Origin of the sequence: Telluria sp. B2, from assembly GCF_051789535.1 — a bacterium.
Lineage (GTDB): Bacteria > Pseudomonadota > Gammaproteobacteria > Burkholderiales > Burkholderiaceae_D > Telluria.
In genome coordinates, this window is record NZ_CP196525.1 from 1,763,342 (window position 1) to 1,780,367 (window position 17,026).

The 17,026-nt window shown below is 65.5% G+C and carries 14 protein-coding genes; 8 read left to right on the top strand and 6 right to left on the bottom strand.

Going from position 1 to position 17,026, the window contains the following annotated elements:
• Positions 1 to 6 precede the first annotated feature (6 nt).
• The 3 genes from ACSUZJ_RS07885 to ACSUZJ_RS07895 all read right to left on the bottom strand — a co-directional run bounded on the left by ACSUZJ_RS07885 (position 7) and on the right by ACSUZJ_RS07895 (position 4,155).
• Complete coding sequence (locus ACSUZJ_RS07885) at positions 7 to 1,014, bottom strand: glycosyltransferase family 2 protein (RefSeq protein ID WP_499414923.1); 1,008 nt, start codon at positions 1,012 to 1,014, stop codon at positions 7 to 9.
• Between the two features lie 55 nt (positions 1,015 to 1,069).
• On the bottom strand, positions 1,070 to 2,857 hold the full coding sequence (locus ACSUZJ_RS07890) for an ABCB family ABC transporter ATP-binding protein/permease (protein ID WP_499414925.1): 1,788 nt from the start codon (positions 2,855 to 2,857) through the stop codon (positions 1,070 to 1,072).
• Positions 2,858 to 3,261: 404 nt separating this feature from the next.
• Positions 3,262 to 4,155 (bottom strand): hypothetical protein, encoded by an 894-nt coding sequence (locus ACSUZJ_RS07895; protein WP_499414927.1) that lies wholly within the window; start codon positions 4,153 to 4,155, stop codon positions 3,262 to 3,264.
• Between the two features lie 344 nt (positions 4,156 to 4,499).
• Between ACSUZJ_RS07895 and ACSUZJ_RS07900 the strand changes: the two genes are divergently transcribed.
• The 5 genes from ACSUZJ_RS07900 (at position 4,500) to ACSUZJ_RS07920 (ending at position 8,233) form a co-directional block, all read left to right on the top strand.
• Positions 4,500 to 4,772: a KGG domain-containing protein gene (locus ACSUZJ_RS07900; protein ID WP_499414929.1), complete on the top strand. Its 273-nt coding sequence runs from the start codon at positions 4,500 to 4,502 to the stop codon at positions 4,770 to 4,772.
• Between the two features lie 238 nt (positions 4,773 to 5,010).
• Positions 5,011 to 5,373 (top strand): hypothetical protein, encoded by a 363-nt coding sequence (locus ACSUZJ_RS07905; protein WP_499414931.1) that lies wholly within the window; start codon positions 5,011 to 5,013, stop codon positions 5,371 to 5,373.
• Positions 5,374 to 5,457: 84 nt separating this feature from the next.
• On the top strand, positions 5,458 to 6,579 hold the full coding sequence (locus ACSUZJ_RS07910; protein ID WP_499414933.1) for a M14 family metallopeptidase: 1,122 nt from the start codon (positions 5,458 to 5,460) through the stop codon (positions 6,577 to 6,579).
• Between the two features lie 8 nt (positions 6,580 to 6,587).
• The gene (locus ACSUZJ_RS07915; protein WP_499414935.1) at positions 6,588 to 7,064 is read left to right on the top strand and encodes a CYTH domain-containing protein; all 477 of its coding nucleotides are present in this window, start codon (positions 6,588 to 6,590) and stop codon (positions 7,062 to 7,064) included.
• A complete protein-coding gene (locus ACSUZJ_RS07920; protein ID WP_499414937.1) occupies positions 7,061 to 8,233 on the top strand; it encodes a serine hydrolase domain-containing protein in 1,173 nt (390 codons plus the stop codon). Before ACSUZJ_RS07915 ends, ACSUZJ_RS07920 begins: the two co-directional genes overlap by 4 nt.
• A 72-nt stretch (positions 8,234 to 8,305) precedes the next feature.
• On the opposite strand, the gene ACSUZJ_RS07925 is transcribed toward ACSUZJ_RS07920, so the two are convergent.
• Positions 8,306 to 9,562: a DUF2863 family protein gene (locus tag ACSUZJ_RS07925; RefSeq protein ID WP_499414939.1), complete on the bottom strand. Its 1,257-nt coding sequence runs from the start codon at positions 9,560 to 9,562 to the stop codon at positions 8,306 to 8,308.
• Between the two features lie 317 nt (positions 9,563 to 9,879).
• Here ACSUZJ_RS07925 and ACSUZJ_RS07930 point away from each other — a divergent pair, with 317 nt between their 5' ends.
• Together ACSUZJ_RS07930 and ACSUZJ_RS07935 are read left to right on the top strand one after the other, a co-directional pair.
• Entirely contained in the window at positions 9,880 to 12,198 is a 2,319-nt protein-coding gene (locus ACSUZJ_RS07930; protein WP_499414941.1) for a TonB-dependent receptor, read from the top strand.
• Positions 12,199 to 12,303: 105 nt separating this feature from the next.
• Positions 12,304 to 12,984 (top strand): Fe2+-dependent dioxygenase, encoded by a 681-nt coding sequence (locus tag ACSUZJ_RS07935; protein WP_499414943.1) that lies wholly within the window; start codon positions 12,304 to 12,306, stop codon positions 12,982 to 12,984.
• A 179-nt stretch (positions 12,985 to 13,163) separates the two neighbouring features.
• Here ACSUZJ_RS07935 and ACSUZJ_RS07940 read toward each other — a convergent pair whose 3' ends face one another.
• Positions 13,164 to 13,634 carry a hypothetical protein gene (locus ACSUZJ_RS07940; RefSeq protein ID WP_499414945.1) on the bottom strand — a complete coding sequence of 157 codons (471 nt, stop codon included), beginning with the start codon at positions 13,632 to 13,634 and terminating at the stop codon, positions 13,164 to 13,166.
• 174 nt (positions 13,635 to 13,808) lie between these two features.
• Here ACSUZJ_RS07940 and ACSUZJ_RS07945 point away from each other — a divergent pair, with 174 nt between their 5' ends.
• Positions 13,809 to 14,147 (top strand): hypothetical protein, encoded by a 339-nt coding sequence (locus tag ACSUZJ_RS07945; RefSeq protein ID WP_499414947.1) that lies wholly within the window; start codon positions 13,809 to 13,811, stop codon positions 14,145 to 14,147.
• Between the two features lie 122 nt (positions 14,148 to 14,269).
• Here ACSUZJ_RS07945 and acnA read toward each other — a convergent pair whose 3' ends face one another.
• Positions 14,270 to 16,978, bottom strand: coding sequence for an aconitate hydratase AcnA (acnA, locus tag ACSUZJ_RS07950; protein WP_499414949.1), 2,709 nt, complete (start codon positions 16,976 to 16,978; stop codon positions 14,270 to 14,272).
• Between the last annotated feature and the right edge of the window lie 48 nt (positions 16,979 to 17,026).

Genomic DNA, 17,026 nt, shown 5'->3' on the forward strand with positions numbered 1-17,026 from the left:
GGAACCTCAGGTGAAACGGACGCGGTAACGGATGGCTCCGGCCAGGCGCCAGAACACGGCCAGCGGAGGGATCAGGGCCGAGGTCACGATCATCTCGGCAATGTGGGAAGCGGTTTTCGCGGTGCCGCGCAGGCGCCGCAGGCACAGGCGCGCGGTGAGTCCCAGCCAGGCCAGGCCGGCCGCGAGCGCGACGCCGGTGCTGCCGGCCAGCAGCGCGCCCAGCGCCAGCAGCAGCGCGGCCACCGCCAGGTAATGGTCCCAGCACGGCATGGCCTCGATCCTGGCGCGGTAGAGCTGCGGGTGTTTCTTGTAGAGCAGGGCGTCGAACACGGCCCTGCGCGTCTGCAGCAGGCTCACGCCCCAGGGCGCCGGGCGCAGCGGATGCACCACCAGCGCCTGCGGTGCGCGGGCGATGCGCGCGCCGATGCCGAGCAGGCGGAAATGCAGGTCGCTGTCCTCGCGGCAGGGCTCGGTGAAGCGCTCGTCGAAGCCTTCCAGGCGCTCGAGGATGCTCTTGCGGCAGAAGCAGTTGCAGGCCGCGAACTCGGCGCTTTCGCGCTGGCGCGTCGCGCGCTGGTAGTCGGTGGGGTGGCGCGGGAGCGGCATCTCGATGCGCCCGCACAGGACATCGACGCCGTCGTCGAAGGCGGCCAGGCCCTGGGCCAGCCAGGTGGTGGCGGGCACGGTGTCGTCGTCGGTGAAGGCGACGATCGGCGCCTGGGCGGCGCGCCAGCCGAGGTTGCGCGCGGCGGCCGGGCCGTGCTGGCCGGAATTGGCCAGGTAGACCAGGCGCGGCCCCCGTTCGACCGTGCGTGCGCGCCAGCCAGCGACCAGGTGCAGGGTGTTGTGGTTCGGCTCGTCGTCCACGATGATGACTTCGTAGGCGCCGGCCGGCAGGGTCTGGCGGGTGAGGGCGTCGAGGCAGCGGTCGAGCAGGTCCATCCGGCCACAGGTCGGGACCACGACCGAGACCCCGATCGTGGTGCTTGCCGTCGCTGTATTCGTTGTGGGCATTGCTCGTCTCCAAAATGTGGCGCAGGGCCGGCGGTCGCCAGGGCGGTGGCGCGTTCTACCTCGCCATGTCCTTGTCCATCCGCTGTTGCAGCAGCCACAGCCTTGCGTACATGCCCTTGCGGCGCAGCAGCTCGGCGTGGCTGCCCTGTTCGACGATGCGGCCGCGATCCATGACGACGATCGCGTGGGCATTGACGATGGTGGACAGGCGGTGCGCAATAATCAGGGTGGTTCGATTGCGCGACAAACGGTCGAGTTCCTGTGTGATGGCGTGCTCTGAATCTGAATCAAGTGCCGACGTCGCTTCATCGAAGATCAGGATGGGCGGGTCCTTCAGGATGGCGCGGGCGATGGCGATGCGCTGCTTTTCGCCGCCGGAAATGTTGACCCCGCGTTCGCCGACCGGCGTATCGTATTTCTGCGGCAGCGAGACGATCAGCTCGTGCAGCTGGGCCGCGCGGCAGGCGGCGATGACCTCGCCGTGGCTGCTGCCGACACGGCCGTAGGCGATGTTGTTGCCGATCGTGTCATTGAACAGGGCGGTGTCCTGGGGCACCACGCCGATCGCGCGGCGCAGGCTGGTGGCGCTGACCGTGCGAATGTCCTGGCCGTCGACCAGGATGCGGCCGTTCGCCGGGTCGTAGTAGCGCAGCAGCAGGCGTGCGAGCGTGGACTTGCCCGAGCCGCTGCGCCCGACCACGGCCAGCGTGGTGCCGGGCGCGATGCGCAGGCTGAGGTCGACCAGCACCGGGCGCGAGGGTTCGTAGTGGAAACTGACGTGCTCGAACACGACCTCGCCCGGCCCGGCGCGCAGCGGCGGCGCATCGGGCGCGTCGCTGATCTCGGGACGCTCGCGCAGCAGCTCGAACAGGCGCTCGGCGTTGACCCAGGCGTCGCGTGCTTCGCGGTAGACGAAGCCGAGCGCATTGAGCGGCAGGCAGACCTGCAGCGCATAGGCGTTGATCAGGACCAGGTCGCCCACGCTCATGCGGCCCGCCATCACGGCCTGCCCGGCCAGCAGCATGATCGCGCCCACGCCCACCGCGATGACGGCGCTCTGGCCCACGTGCAGCGTGAACAGGGCGCGCTGGTTGCCGGCGCCGGCCTCGCGCCAGTCGCGCATGATGGCGGCGAAGCGTTCGGCCTCGAGGGCCTCGTTGGTGAAGTACTTGACCGTGTCGTAGTTGATCAGGCTGTCGGCCAGGCGGCCCTTGGCCGTGGAGTCGAGCTTGTTGACGCGGCGCTGGTAGACCACGCGGCGCGCGGTGAACACCAGGGTGAAGCCGGCGTACACGAGGAAGGTGACGAGGATGATGCCGGCAAAGCCGGCCGCGTAGCGGCTGAGCATGATGGCCAGCACCAGGCCGATCTCGACGAGCGTCGGCACGATGGTGAACAGGCCGACCCCGAGCAGGAAGGCGATGCCGCTGGTGCCGCGGTCGATGTCGGGCAGCAGGCTGCCGAGCTTGCGCCGGGCGTGGAAGCGCGGTCCGAGGGCGTGCAGGTGGGCGAAGGTCTTTTGCGCATAGGCCGACACGGCGGCGAGTGTCACGCGCGCGAACAGCAGGTCGCGCCATTCGTTGAACAACGTCGACGAAAAGCGCAGGATGGCATAGCCAGCGAGAAGGTAGACCGGCAGCTGCGCGGGCAGGCCCCCTTGCGGGAAGGCGTCGATGATGCGCTTGAGCAGGAGCGGCACCGCGACCGTGGCCAGCTTGGCGACCAGCAGCAGGACCACGGCCGCGGCAATGCGCCAGCGGTGGCGCCCGAGCACCTGCCACAGCTCGCTGCTGATGCGTGTGTCCGCACGGCTGTGGTCGGCGCTGCCCGTCATCGCTCGCATCCCGGATGGTCTGTTCGTTGGACCATGCGGGCATGCCCGTCATCGCGCCTGATTGCTGTGATGGCTCAAATACTGTTCAGTTATTTGCGGGAACTTGCTACGCGTAGCTTGCAAAAGGTGGGCTGCAAGGCAGGCTTGCGGCGGCCCCGGCACGCTGGCAAACCATCGGCGCGCTGGCGCATCGTGTACGCGAAGCGTGCCCCAGGCCGGCGCCATCCGCGTGAATCTGCAGCGGTGGACCTCTCCAATATTTCCCATGCTGAGCAGGATTCATCCTACATCGGACCCGTGGAAAACCGGGAAGGGAAGGCTGCGCGGACAAAAAAACGGCCGCCTCGCGGCAGCCGGTTGAGGGGCCCGGGCTGAAGCCGGGGCCGATGGGAGCGGGTGAAATGCGCAGCGTCTTATTTGCGCGAGAAGCCGGTGTCGTCGTCCATCTTGCGGTCGCCGGCCAGCCTGTTGGCGCCGGCCGGGCTCTTCGGATAGCCGCCTGCGGCATCGTTCGATTCGTGGACCGGGTTTGGTTCCTGCTGCATGCTGGCGCCCGGACGCCAGCGGTTGGTTTCGGTGGTGGGCCCGCTGTTGCCCGGGCTGCGCGGCAGGCCGCCAGTGGTGTCGTTCGACTTGTGCATCTCGGCGTGGCCCTCGGTGCCCATTTCGCGTCCGCCTGCGCCGGTCTGCGAGCCGCCGCGGTCGGTACTCTGTTGGGCGCCCTGGGCGCCTTCGCGCTGGACCGATCCCTGCGCGTTCTGTGTGGCGCCGCGCGGGGGCTGCTGCATTGCTTCCATTGCTTCCTGGCGCACGCCATGGTGATGCCCCAGCGAGCCGCCCTGCAGTTCGGGCTGGCGCGCGTCCTGCGGATTCATCCGGTGCGCGGCCTGGGTGTTGCCGGCGTGTTCGCCTTCGCGATGCAGCAGGTCGGTGCCGCTGCCGGCTGGGCGGTGGCCGACTGGCTGTTCGAGCTGGCCATAGGCTTGCGAGCGTTGTTCCATCTGGACCTGGTGGCTGTCGGTGATGCCCTGCTGCGGACCGCTGCCGCCGCTTTGCTGGGTCTGCATCGAGCCGCCCGGCAGGTCCCAGCGGCTGCTTTCTTCAGTCCACGGGCCCGGGCCCATGCCGCTCTGCTGCGTGCCCATCTGGTCGATGCCCTGGTGGCCCTGCTGCTGCGCAGCGCCTTGCGGATAGGTGTGATCGAGCGGCGCGTCGGGGCCAGTCTTGCCCTTGGCATTCTTGTTCCACTTCTCGTTGCCGCCGTTGTTGGTCTGGTTGTTCATTTCGCTACGTTGATTCGCGTCCATGTCGTTTCCTTTCAAAAAAACGAGTTCGCTGGCGGGCGCCCGTCGGCGCCGCCTGATCCCGCCATCATGCGCGTGCCTTCCCACAACCAGTATAGGAAGACGCATCGGTAGTGTGTAGGACTAGAACTGATGGGCTTTTTTGTTCAGTAGAACTCAATTTCGCAAGTGCATTTTCTCCTTCCTTAAATCCTACAAAGTCATCTGAAAACGTCCTATACCCTCATCCAATTGCCCTGCCTAAGATGATTTCAACCGAACGCTCATCGGCCAATTGCGGATGGGCACGGGCCCACAGCCTGCCGCAGGACGCGGCGGTTTTACAAGTGAACAGGGAGAACATGATCATGGCTAACCAAGGTAACAAGCAGGGCGGCAACCAGTCCAACAGCCAGAGCAGCGGCACCCGTAATCGCGGTTTCGCTTCGATGGATCCGGCGCGCCAGCGCGAAATCGCCAGCCAGGGCGGCAAGGCGGCGCACCAGAAGGGCACCGCACATGAATTCACCTCGGAAGAAGCACGCCGTGCCGGCAGCATGAGCCACGGCAACCGTCAGTCGGCCAGCGCCGGCTCGGCCAGCGGCTCGCGTACCTCGTCGAAGAGCCGCAGCTCGAAATAAGACGGAGCAGCAAGCCGTACTCCAGGCCGTGCCGGCAGCACGCGCCGCCCACCGCCGATCGGGGCGGTAGGCAAACACACCTGAGCTGGGCGAAGCGGGGAGCATTGCGCTCCCCGCTTTCTTTCCAAAGACACACAATTCACCGATGGGATCAGGTAGAATCGCTGCGCCTTTTCAACCCAACCTGAGGAACATCGTCGTGAAAGAAGCGGTCATTCGTCAAGTCAAGAGCATGTCCATGTCGTGCGATCGCGTCGGCAATTCGCTGCTCGCGAAATTCTCCACGCAAGGCGCAAGTGACGTCTGCCTGCACATCCCGGCCAACATCGTGTTCTGGCTGATCAAGCACCTGCCGGTGAACCAGGACCCGAACCTGGCACCGCCGCCGGCGTCGCCGCAGATCACCCAGTTCGACTGGCAGAACCCGAACACCCCCAGGGCGATCAGCCTGAACTGCCGCGAGCTGCCGGGCAAGCTGCGCATGTCCTTCAACCTCGACCGCAAGCCGGACCTGGTCGTGGTGCTCGACCGCAGCAACGTCGAACTGCTGCGCCAGATCCTGAACCTGTACAGCCGCGAACTGATCGATCTCGACGCCTGATCGATCTGTCAAGCAGCCGGGATGGGGGCATGGCCAAATCCGGTATCATGCTCCACTTTGTGAACGGGCCAAAAAGGATCAGCCATGCCTATCAAAATCAGCCAGCATTTCGACTCCGGCGCCATCGAGGTGGTCGCCTGCGAGAATGCGAAACAGATCGACCTGAACCTGCGCCGCGATAACAACGCGGACATCCACCAGTGGTTCCACTTCCGCCTGCAGGGCGCACGCGGCCAGGCCTGCACGATCCGTTTCCTGAATGCCGGCCAGGCAACCTACCCGAAGGGCTTCGAGGACTACCAGGTCGCGGCCAGCTACGACACCGAGAACTGGTTCCGCGTGCCAACCAGCTTCGACGGCCAGGTCATGACCGTCAACCACACGCCTGAACTCGACAGCGTCTACTACGCCTACTTCGAGCCCTACACCTGGGAGCGCCACCTGCGCCTGCTGGGCGAGGTGGCCGAGAACCCGATCGCGCGCGTGATTGATATCGGCACCACCGTCGACGGCCGCGACATGAACCTGGTCGTGATCGGCAACCCGAGCGCCGAAAAGAAGATCTGGGTCATCGCGCGCCAGCACCCGGGCGAGACCATGGCCGAGTGGTTTGTCGAAGGCATGATGGATGCGCTGCTCGACGACGCCAATCCGATCGCGAAGAAACTCCTGCAGCGCGCCGTGTTCTACATCGTGCCGAACATGAACCCGGACGGCTCGGTACGCGGCAACCTGCGCACCAACGCGGCCGGCGCCAACCTGAACCGCGAGTGGATGAACCCGACCCCCGAGCGCAGCCCGGAAGTGCTGTGCGTGAAGAACAAGATCCACGAAACCGGCGTCGACATGTTCTTCGACATCCACGGCGACGAAGCCCTGCCGTACAACTTTGTGGCGGGCAACGAGATGCTGGCCGACTTCACGCCCGAGCGCGAAGCGCGCCAGAAGGCCTTTGTCGAGCAGTACATGGCGGCCAGCCCGGACTTCCAGAATGTCTACGGCTATGCGGCCAGCAAGTACAACGAGGAACTGCTGACCCTGGCCTCGAAGTACATCGGCCACACCTTCAAGTGCCTGTCGCTGACGCTGGAAATGCCGTTCAAGGACAACGCCAACCTGCCGAACCCGCACACCGGCTGGAACGGCGCACGCAGCGCCGCCCTCGGCGCCGCGATCCTGCAGCCCATCCTGCAGTCGCTGGACTGAGGCCGGGCGTGGGCGTCGAAATCGAGCGCAAGTTCCTGTTGCAGGGCGAGGCCTGGCGCACGCTGGGCGAGCCGACCTTGTTGCGCCAGGGCTACCTCAGCGCCGACCCCGCGCGCACCGTGCGCGTGCGTATCGATGGCGCGCGCGCTTTTCTCACCATCAAGGGCAAGAGCGTGGGCGCCACCCGCGGCGAGTGGGAATACCCGATCCCCATGGAGGAAGCCGCGGAACTGCTCGACCACCTGTGCCAGCAGCCCCTGGTCGAGAAAGTTCGGCGCCGCATCGCCGTCGGCCCGCACACCTGGGAAGTCGACGAGTTCCTCGGGGCGAACGCGGGGCTCGTCGTCGCCGAGATCGAGCTGGCTTCCGAGGACGAGGCTTTCGACAGGCCCGACTGGGTTGGCCGCGAGGTGACCGGGGACGCGCGCTACTTCAATTCCAACCTGATTCGTCACCCTTATTCGCAATGGAAGGACCCTGCATGACCCACTTCACGCGGCGCAAGGCGCTGGCCCTCGGACTCGCATTGGTGCTGCCGGCAGGTGCAAGCCTGGCAGCGGACCAGGCCGCAGTTACCGCAAAACCGGCTGCAAGCTACTTCCCGCCGGCAGGCGAGTGGGCGCGCAAGTCGCCCGCCGAACTGGGCATGGACCCGGCTGCGCTGGCCGCCGCCGTCCAGTATGCGCAGTCGCACGAGACCGAGCGCGCGCTCGATTTTTCCGACCAGGAGAAAACCTTCGGCAAGCCCCTGGGTTCGCTGCCGACGCGCCGCGCCCACACCAATGGCGTGGTCATCTACAAGGGCTATGTGGTGGCCGAGTTCGGCGACACGCAGTTCGTCGACCCGACTTATTCGGTGGCGAAGAGCATGCTCTCGACCGTGGCCGGCGTGGCCCAGCGCGACGGCCGCATCGGCAAGCTCGACGAGCCTGTTGCGAAACGCGTGAACGACGGCGGCTATGCTTCGGCGCGCAACGCGCAGGTCACCTGGAAGCAGCACCTGCAGCAGGAAACCGAGTGGGAAGGCAGCCTCTGGGGCAAGAACGCCGACTTCGTGGGCAAGGCTGAATTCGGTGCTGGCGAGCGCAAGCCGCGCGCCCTGCAGGCGCCGGGCAGCTTCTACGAGTACAACGACGTGCGCATCAACCGCTTCGCGCTGTCGCTGCTGCGTGTGATGGACAAGCCCGTGCCCGAGGTGTTCCAGGAGCAGGTGATGGACGTCATCGGTGCCTCGAACACCTGGAAGTGGGTGCCTTACCACAACAGCTATGTGGAACTGAACGGCAAGCAGGCGCCGTCGGTCAGCGGCGGGACGCGCTGGGGCGGCGGCATGTGGATCAATTCCTGGGACATGGCGCGCTTCGGCTACCTGTGGCTGCGCGGCGGCCAGTGGAACGGCCGTACGGTCGTCCCGGCTGGCTACGTCAGGGAAGCCCTGACTCCGAGCGCGCACGGCCCCGACTACGGCTACCTGTGGTGGCTCAACACCAAAGGGAAGAACCTGCCGGGCCTGCCGGCGAACGCCTTTGCCGCACTGGGCGCGGGCAGCAACACCATCGTGGTCTCGCCGGATCATGACCTGGTGGTCGTCTGGCGCTGGCACGCGGGCAATCCTGCCGAGTTCACCAAGCGTGTGATCGCAGCGATCCGTTAAAAGAGCAAGGATGAAAAAACGCCCCACGACTGCGCGAAGCAGTCGTGGGGCGTTTTTCTTTACACCTTGCGCTTAGTGGAAGTGCTCGGTACCCGCCGGGGTGTCTTCAGGCATCTCGGCATGCACCAGTTCGCCCGTCGGATCGGCGAACAGCGGCGCGCCGCAATCGTCGCAATACTCGACCACATAGCGCTCGTTGATGCGCTTGACGTGGGTGACGCCCGCCTCGTTCAGGTAGGCAATGATTTCGTTCACTGGCGTGAGCGGCGCCGGCAGCGCGCCGCCGAAGCCGCCTTCCATCGGCGTGCCTTCCTCGTCTTCCTGGCCATACAGCGGCCAGACGATGCCGTACACCACTTCCGAGCTCTGGCGCATGGTGAAGCCGACGCGGTATTCGTCGACCTGGCCGTCGGCCGCTTCCTCGCCGAAGCCGGCGATCACGGCGCGCAGGTCGGACGGTTCGACGTCGAGTGTGTTGGTGAGATAGTGCACGGCGGCGCGGATCGATACCGGGCGGATCAGCTTGTCGGCTTCGCGGCAGGCCACGTAGTACGCTTCCGGCAGCAGCAGTTCGACGCCGCAGCCCGGCAGCAGGCGCGCGACGTTGGCCGTGGCCTGGTCGCGCCATGCCAGCAGCGAATTGTTGCGTTCGGTCTCGAACACGAGCTGGTGCTGCGGCTCCTGCCAGCGGAACAGCGGGGCGCCCACCGGGGCGACGATGGCCACCAGCAGGTAGCGGGTGTCGGCCAGGAAGGGTGCGGTCTCCGGCGCGCGCACGGCCGGCTTGATGCTGGTGCCCTTGTGCGCCGCCTGGGCCAGCTTGTGGGTCAGCGCATAGGTTTCGGCGTGGCTGCGCGGCAGCTGGTCGATCGCGTACAGCGTCGGCGCCATTGCCATCTGCGTGCCTTCGGCCAGCAGGTGGGCCGAGAAATGGGCCGACAGCGTGTTCAACAGGTCCGGCGGGATGGTGCCGGAACCGATGGAAAAGCGGGTCCAGGCCAGGATGGGCGCGGCCACGAGCAGGGCTTGCCAGGCAACATCCTTGCCGTCCTGCTGCTCCACCATCGTCGACGATTCGCTGACCGCCTCGACGCTATCCATCAGCACGTCGTAGGCCGCCAGGTCGTCCTTGAACAAGGCGTTGAGCGCGGCGTCGATGCTGTCCTGGTGGTTGGTCTTGAGCAGTTTTTGCAGCTGCGTATCCAGTTGCCGTTCCCAGGTCCGTTCTTCGACGCGGCTGGCGGACTGCACGATGGCTTGGGCAATGCTGGAGAGACGCTGGCTTTCTGCGGAGAGTTTTTGGGATGAATCTTTGGAGGGACGACGCATGGCGCTGAAAGAGTCTCTTTGTAAATAGGTGAGGATCGAAGTCCAAGGGGTCATGATAAACCCATATCCCCGGTATTGTAGTTGATTCGGCCACATGCCATGAACACAACGGCAGCCCCGGGGCAAGACGGGCGCAAACCTGCCGGCCGCGCTTTGTGGCGCAAAGCGGACGCAGGCATCCCTACCCAGCCCCTTGCCGCCATGATTTCTGAACAATACTTGCCAAACCGGGCAGTAGAAATCATAATGCGAATCGTTCTCATTAATTTTTCGTGTTTCGCGTCTCCTGCGCGATGGACCAACGGCAAACCAACAATATGAATAGCAAAGCAGCTCCAGCAGTGCAGCACGCCACCTCTTTCATTCGTAGCCGCAAGCACGCGGCCCCATGCCTGACCGGTTCCGCGCTGGCGGTATTGGCGACGCTGGCGGCGCCGGCGGCCCAGGCCGAGGGCGGCTACAAGGATGTCGATCCGGCCGTCCCGGTGGTGGAAATCAGCGGCGCCGCGCGCCGCGACGTCCAGACCCCGGTGATGTCGAGCTCGGACAAGTTCACCGCGCCGCTGCTGGATACGCCGAAGTCGGTCACCGTCATCGGCCAGGAAGTGATCTCCCAGACCGCCGCCGTGTCGCTGGCGGACGCGCTGCGCACCGTGCCGGGCATCACCATCGGCGCAGGCGAGGGCGGCAACCCGGTCGGCGACAACCTGTTCATCCGCGGCTACAACGCCCAGACCGACACCTATGTCGACGGCATCCGCGACGCCGGTTCGCAGTCGCGCGAAGTGTTCAACCTCGAGCAGGTCGAAGTCGTGAAGGGCCCGAACTCGGCCTACGGCGGCCGTTCCTCGGCCGGCGGCGGCATCAACCTGGTCAGCAAGAGTGCCCAGGCCGACAACTTCTCGAACGCCACCGTCGGCGTCGGCAGCCACGACTACCGCCGCGTCACCGGCGACATCAACCGTACGGTCGGCGACAACGCCGCCTTCCGCCTGAACGTGATGGCGCACGAGAACAACGTGGCCGGGCGCGACGTCGTGGGCGGTGACCGCTGGGGCATCGCGCCGACGGTCACCTTCGGCCTGAACGGCCCGACGAAGGCCATCCTCAGCTACTACCACCTGAGCACGAGCGAGATCCCGGACACCGGCATCCCGTTCGACAACCCGTTCTCGAGCGGCGCCAACGTCGCCCTCAACGGCAACGGCACCCCGGTCGACGTCGACCGCTCGACCTTCTACGGCCTGGCCAACCGCGACTTCCGCGACACCAAAACGGACATCGGCACCGTCGACCTGCGCCACGACTTCGGCGGCGGCCTGGTGCTGCGCAACGTGACGCGCTACGGCAAGTCGAAGAACGACTACGTCTGGACCCAGCCCGACGATTCGAAGGGCAACGTGATCCTGTACGGCACCGTCTGGCGCCGCGCCAACACCCGCTTCACCGACACCGAGACCGCCGCCAACGCGACCAGCCTGTCGGGCAAGCTGACCACCGCCGGTATCAAGCACAGCTACAACGTCGGCGTCGAGTTCAGCAAGGAAAACACCGAGCGCGGCACCTATGTCTTCACCCCGGGCACCAACAACCTGCTGACCAACAACACGGTCTGCGCCACCTCGGGCGCGGCCACCGGCTACAACTGCGCGCCGCTGAACAACCCGAATCCCTACGATCCCTGGGTCTATACCCGCAGCGTGGCGCCGGCCCTGAACGAGATCGAGACCCGGACCCGCGCCGTCTACGCCTTCGACACCATCGAATTCAACCCGCAGTGGATGCTGAACCTGGGCGCGCGCTGGGACGACTTCGAGAGCGAGCTGAACGTGAGCAATGCACCGGCCTCGCGTGCCCGTGTGCGCAGCACCTTCGACACCTACCAGGCCGGCCTGGTGTTCAAGCCGGCCGCCAGCGGCAGCGTCTACCTGTCCTGGGCCACCTCGGCCACGCCGCCGGGCAACGACGGCGGCGACGGCTTCGACGGCCTGACCGTGGCGATCCAGAACCTGCAGCCGCAAAAGAGCAGGAACCTGGAACTGGGCACCAAGTGGGAAGTGCTGAACAACCGCCTGTCGCTCAACGCGGCCGTCTTCCAGAGCAACATGGACAATGCCCGCGTCACCTCGCCGGACGGCACCAGCCAGAACGTCGGCAAGAAGGAACTGAAGGGCGTCGAACTGGGCTTTTCCGGCAAGCTGACCAACGCCTGGCAGGTCTTCGGCGGCTATACCTGGCTGGACGCGATCGTCAAGGACAACGGCTACCTCAACGTGGCCCCGAGCGGCAGCCCCGCGGTGTACCAGCCGTCGCCGTACAACGGCAACGTGTTCCCGACCACGCCGGAGCACAGCGCCTCGCTGTGGACCTCGTATGCCTTCAGCAAGGACTTCAGCGCCGGCATCGGCATGAACTATGTCGGCAAGGTCTACGCCAACGTCAACAACACGAAGTATGCGCCGGGCTATACCCGCTTCGACGCGATGGCCAGCTACACGCTCAACAAGAACGTGTCCTTCCAGCTGAACATCCAGAACCTGGGCGACAAGGTCTACTTCGACCGCGTCTCCTCGCCGCACTATGCAGGCGTCGGCGCCGGCCGTTCGGCAAGCCTGACCGCCAACCTGAAGTTCTGATGGGCTCGCCTGCTCCAGGCGCAGCGCGATGAACAGGTAGTTTTTGCACGGCCCTCCCTGCTTGAAGCGGGGAGGGCCTTGCTGTTTTTGGAAAGGAAGCGACACATGATGGTGCATATTCCCGGCGTCCTGAGCCTTGACCAGGTAGCGCAGATGCGCAAGCGCCTCTCGGAGACCGACTGGATCGATGGCCGCGCCAGCGTCGGCGCGCAGGGCGCGCAGGTGAAACGCAACCGCCAGCTGGCCGAAGGCTCGCCCCTGGCCGTGGAACTGGGCGGCATCGTCAGCGCGGCGCTGATGGCGAACCCGCTGTTCTTCTCCTCGGTGCTGCCGCTGCGCATCCTGCCGCCTTATTTCAACAGCTATGGCGGCGGCGAACACTACGGCCTGCACGTGGACGGCGCGATCCGCGCCCAGCGTCCCGGCATGGCGCCGGTGCGCGCCGATGTCTCGACCACGGTCTTCCTGAGCGGCCCGGACGAGTACGAGGGCGGCGAGCTGGTGGTGGTCGATGCCTACGGCACCCACGAAGTGAAACTGCCGGCCGGCGACGCGATCGTCTACCCGTCAGGCAGCGTGCACCAGGTGCTGCCGGTCACGCGCGGCGAGCGCATCGCGTCTTTCCTGTGGACCCAGAGCATGGTGCGCGAGGACGCCAAGCGCGCCATGCTGTTCGAGCTCGACACGAACATCCAGAAGCTGCGCGGGACCTACGGAGAATCGGATGCCACGGTCGGGCTGACCGGGCACTATCACAACCTGTTGCGGATGTGGGCGGAGGTGTGATCCTCGCCCACGGGCTGCATCAACGGCCGTTCGCGCGTACATCGAACGGCCGTTGATGCACGGCGCCGCCTACCGACACCCGGTCGCCGAAGCGCGCCCTGCAGGGCTGCTCGGGCATGGGAAAGCGGGATGCACCGGCGCGCCGGCCTGGCTCTACGGCCGGGCACATCGGCGGGAAGTCAGCGGCGCAGGAGCAGCATGCGCGCGTAGACCAGGCGCACGCCGAGGTGGATGATGGCGCCGACTAGAGCGAAGAGGCAAGCCGGGATGATCGGCAATACGGGGCCGAAGGCCCAGCTCATTCCGAGCACGAAGCCGAGCACGTATTCGGCACGGTAGATCGGGTAGAACAGCGCGACCACGACGAGGGACTGCACCAGGTACTCTATGGCCGCCTCCTGCCCGGTGCTGAAGAGCAGGCCCAGCGTGACGCCGAACAGCAGGGAGCCCGCGAACGCGCCCTTGATCCGCGATGCGCTGCCCGGGTCGCCCGCACGGCGGCGTTCGATGCGCCCAAGCAGGTACCAGGCAAGCAGCGGCAGGGCGAGCAAGCCCCACCAGTTCGACAGGGAAGGCAGGCTGGGGTCGGCCAGCAGGTGGTGAGCGGGAACGCCGCCGTTGAAGTGCTGCCAGCCCAGAAGCAGGGCCATGAGAACGGCAGTGGCGATTGTCGCTTTCGTGCGCATGCAGGCTCCCTGTTTTGTATGGGATTCATTTTCCAGATTATTGGTTCAGTTTCAAGAAAAACCGGTTATGCATGTGCCCGCCCGTTCCGTAGCCGCCCAGCCACTTTGGCGAACTCAATAGAAGCGTATGATCGTTCCATGGACTCTCAGGACGGAGCCGGTTCGATCTATTGCTTAAGGAGAACAACCATGCGCGTTTTCATATTGGCGGCGGCAAGTGCATTGTGCCTGCTCGGCTGTGCTACCCCACAAGACCGGGCAGTGGCCCAGCAGGCGCAAGTGGAGCGCATGATGGCCGAATACGGGCCCGCATGCACGCAGATGGGTTATGTGGCGAACACGGACCCCTGGCGGGAGTGCATTCTTCGTTCAGCGGGGCAGGACAGCGCACGCGGCGGCGTATCGACCTCGATTTTCGGCGGCGTGGGCAGTGGAGGACGCGGCGGTATCGGCATCGGCATCGGCATAGGACGCTAGCGGGCACGCCGCTGGGGGAGGATAAAAAAGAACAAAGGCCGGAACCTGCAAAGGTTCCGGCCTTTTTTGTCGTCCGTTCAGGTTCCCCGGCGGGGTGCCTGAACGGAGGTCCTTTTACTGCATTACGCAGCCAGCAGCTGGCGCAGCACGAACGGCAGGATGCCGCCATGCTTGTAGTAGTCGACTTCGATCGGGGTGTCGATACGCAGCAGCACTTGCACTTCCTGGGTCTCGCCGTTTTCGCGGTGGATCACCAGGGTGGCCAGTTGTTGCGGCTTGATCTCGCCTTCCAGGCCCTTCAGGTCGTAGGTTTCCTTGCCGGTGATGCCCAGGGTTTCGACGCTGTCGTTGCCGATGAACTGCAGCGGCAGCACGCCCATGCCCACCAGGTTCGAGCGGTGGATACGCTCGAAGGAACGCACGATGACGGCCTTCACGCCCAGCAGCTGGGTGCCCTTGGCTGCCCAGTCGCGCGAGGAGCCGGTGCCGTACTCTTCGCCGCCGAACACCATGGTCGGGGTGCCTTCGGCCACGTACTTCATGGCCGCGTCGTAGATCGACATCTGCTCGCCCGACGGCTGGTGGATGGTGATGCCGCCTTCGACCGCCGAACCATCCGCCTTCGGCGGGATCATCTTGTTCTTGATGCGCACGTTGGCGAAGGTGCCGCGCATCATGATCTCGTGGTTACCGCGGCGCGAGCCGTAGGAGTTGAAGTCGGCCTTCAGCACGCCGTGATCCTTCAGCCACTTGCCTGCAGGACCGTCTTCCTTGATCGAACCGGCCGGCGAGATGTGGTCGGTGGTGATCGAGTCGCCGAACACGCCCAGCGCGCGGGCGCCGGTGATGCCGGTGGCGGCTGCTTTCGGGGTCATCTCGAAGTCGGCGAAGAACGGCGGCTCGGCGATGTAGGTCGATTCCGGCCAGTTGTACACCTGGCCTTCGGTCGACGACACGCGCTCCCACAGTTCGCCCGGGTTGCCCTTCACGTCGGCGTAGTTCTTCTTGAACACTTCCGAGTTCATCGCGAAGCGCATCAGCTCGCCCACTTCCTGCGACGACGGCCAGATGTCGCCGAGGTAGACGTCGACGCCGTTCGGGTCGCGGCCAACCGGCTCGGTCATCAGGTCGCGCGTCATGTTGCCGGCGATCGCGTAAGCGACGACCAGCGGCGGCGAGGCCAGGAAGTTCGAACGGATGTTCGGGTGGATACGCGCTTCGAAGTTACGGTTGCCCGACAGGACAGCCGAAGCGACGATGTCGTTCTGCACGATCGCTGCGTTCAGTTCCGGGGTCAGGTCGCCGGCGTTGCCGATGCAGGTGGTGCAGCCGTAGGCGGTCACACCGAAGCCCAGCTTTTCCAGGTAAGGCAGCAGGCCGGCAGCGGTCAGGTACTCGGTGACGACGCGCGATCCCGGCGCCAGCGAGGACTTGATGTGCGGAGCGACGGTCAGGCCGCGCTCGACGGCTTTCTTGGCCAGCAGGCCGGCAGCCAGCAGCACGCTCGGGTTCGAGGTGTTGGTGCACGAGGTGATGGCGGCGATCAGGACGTCGCCGTTCTTCACGCGCACGCCGTTGGTCGTTTCGTAGACCTTCGACAGGTCTGCCGGGTTCTTGTTGAAGCCGTTCTCGGTGGTCGGCTTGCTGAACAGTTCGGTGAAGGTGTTCTTCACGTGGCCCAGCTCGATACGGTCCTGCGGACGCTTCGGGCCTGCCAGCGACGGGGTGACGGTCGACAGGTCGAGGGTCACGACGCGGGTGTAGTCGATCTCGCCTTCCTGCGGGATGCCGAACATGCCCTGGGCCTTGTAGTAATTCTCGAAGGCGGCCAGTTCTTCTTCGGTACGGCCGGTGCCGCGGAAGTAGTCGACGGTGGCTTCGTCCACAGGGAAGAAGCCCATGGTCGCGCCGTATTCCGGAGCCATGTTGCCGATGGTGGCGCGGTCGGTGGTCGACAGCGAGCGGGTACCTTCGCCGAAGAACTCGACGAACTTGCCCACGACTTTTTCTTTACGCAGCAGTTCGGTGATGGTCAGCACCAGGTCGGTCGCGGTGCAGCCTTCGCGCAGCTTGCCCTTCAGGTTGACGCCGATGACGTCCGGGGTCAGGAAGTAGACCGGCTGGCCCAGCATGCCTGCCTCGGCTTCGATGCCGCCCACGCCCCAGCCGACGACGCCGACGCCGTTGATCATGGTGGTGTGCGAGTCGGTGCCGACCAGGGTGTCAGGGTAGTAGGTGTTACCGTTGTGCATGACGCCGCGCGCCAGGTACTCGAGGTTGACCTGGTGGACGATGCCGAAGCCCGGCGGCACGACGCCGAAGGTGTCGAATGCCTGCATGCCCCACTTCATGAACTGGTAGCGCTCGTTGTTGCGCTGGAATTCCAGTTTCATGTTCAGGTCCAGCGCGCCCGGCTCGCGGAAGTGGTCGATGGTGACCGAGTGGTCGACCACCAGGTCGACCGGCACCAGCGGCTCGATCTTCTTCGGATCGGCGCCGGTCTTGGCGGCGACGTTGCGCATCGCGGCCAGGTCGGCCAGCAGCGGCACGCCGGTGAAGTCCTGCAGCACGACGCGGGCGACGACGAACGGAATCTCGTCGGTGCGCTCGGCGGTCGCGCCCCAGTTCGCCAGCTGGCGGACGTGTTCTTCGGTGACCTTCTTGCCGTCGCAGTTACGCAGCACGGACTCGAGGACGATACGGATCGACACCGGCAGGCGCGACAGGTTCACGCCCAGGCTTTCGCCCAGTGCCGGCAGCGAATAGAACTGGCCGGACTGGCCGCCCGCGAGCGGGAAGTCCTTCAGCGTGTTCAGGGTGTTGCGAGACATAAGCTCTCCTTCAGTAGGGGTCTCTTGTTATTGCTTCATATACGACGT

Bases quoted from the DNA above. Each gene is read 5' to 3' on its own strand.
- ACSUZJ_RS07935 (WP_499414943.1), top strand. From the start codon at position 12,304: ATGATGGTGCATATTCCCGGCGTCCTGAGCCTTGACCAGGTAGCGCAG.
- ACSUZJ_RS07925 (WP_499414939.1), bottom strand. From the start codon at position 9,562: ATGCGTCGTCCCTCCAAAGATTCATCCCAAAAACTCTCCGCAGAAAGC.
- ACSUZJ_RS07920 (WP_499414937.1), top strand. From the start codon at position 7,061: ATGACCCACTTCACGCGGCGCAAGGCGCTGGCCCTCGGACTCGCATTG.
- ACSUZJ_RS07885 (WP_499414923.1), bottom strand. From the start codon at position 1,014: ATGCCCACAACGAATACAGCGACGGCAAGCACCACGATCGGGGTCTCG.
- ACSUZJ_RS07930 (WP_499414941.1), top strand. From the start codon at position 9,880: ATGAATAGCAAAGCAGCTCCAGCAGTGCAGCACGCCACCTCTTTCATT.
- ACSUZJ_RS07910 (WP_499414933.1), top strand. From the start codon at position 5,458: ATGCCTATCAAAATCAGCCAGCATTTCGACTCCGGCGCCATCGAGGTG.
- acnA (WP_499414949.1), bottom strand. From the start codon at position 16,978: ATGTCTCGCAACACCCTGAACACGCTGAAGGACTTCCCGCTCGCGGGC.
- ACSUZJ_RS07890 (WP_499414925.1), bottom strand. From the start codon at position 2,857: ATGCGAGCGATGACGGGCAGCGCCGACCACAGCCGTGCGGACACACGC.
- ACSUZJ_RS07940 (WP_499414945.1), bottom strand. From the start codon at position 13,634: ATGGCCCTGCTTCTGGGCTGGCAGCACTTCAACGGCGGCGTTCCCGCT.
- ACSUZJ_RS07900 (WP_499414929.1), top strand. From the start codon at position 4,500: ATGGCTAACCAAGGTAACAAGCAGGGCGGCAACCAGTCCAACAGCCAG.
- ACSUZJ_RS07945 (WP_499414947.1), top strand. From the start codon at position 13,809: ATGGACTCTCAGGACGGAGCCGGTTCGATCTATTGCTTAAGGAGAACA.
- ACSUZJ_RS07905 (WP_499414931.1), top strand. From the start codon at position 5,011: ATGTCGTGCGATCGCGTCGGCAATTCGCTGCTCGCGAAATTCTCCACG.
- ACSUZJ_RS07895 (WP_499414927.1), bottom strand. From the start codon at position 4,155: ATGGACGCGAATCAACGTAGCGAAATGAACAACCAGACCAACAACGGC.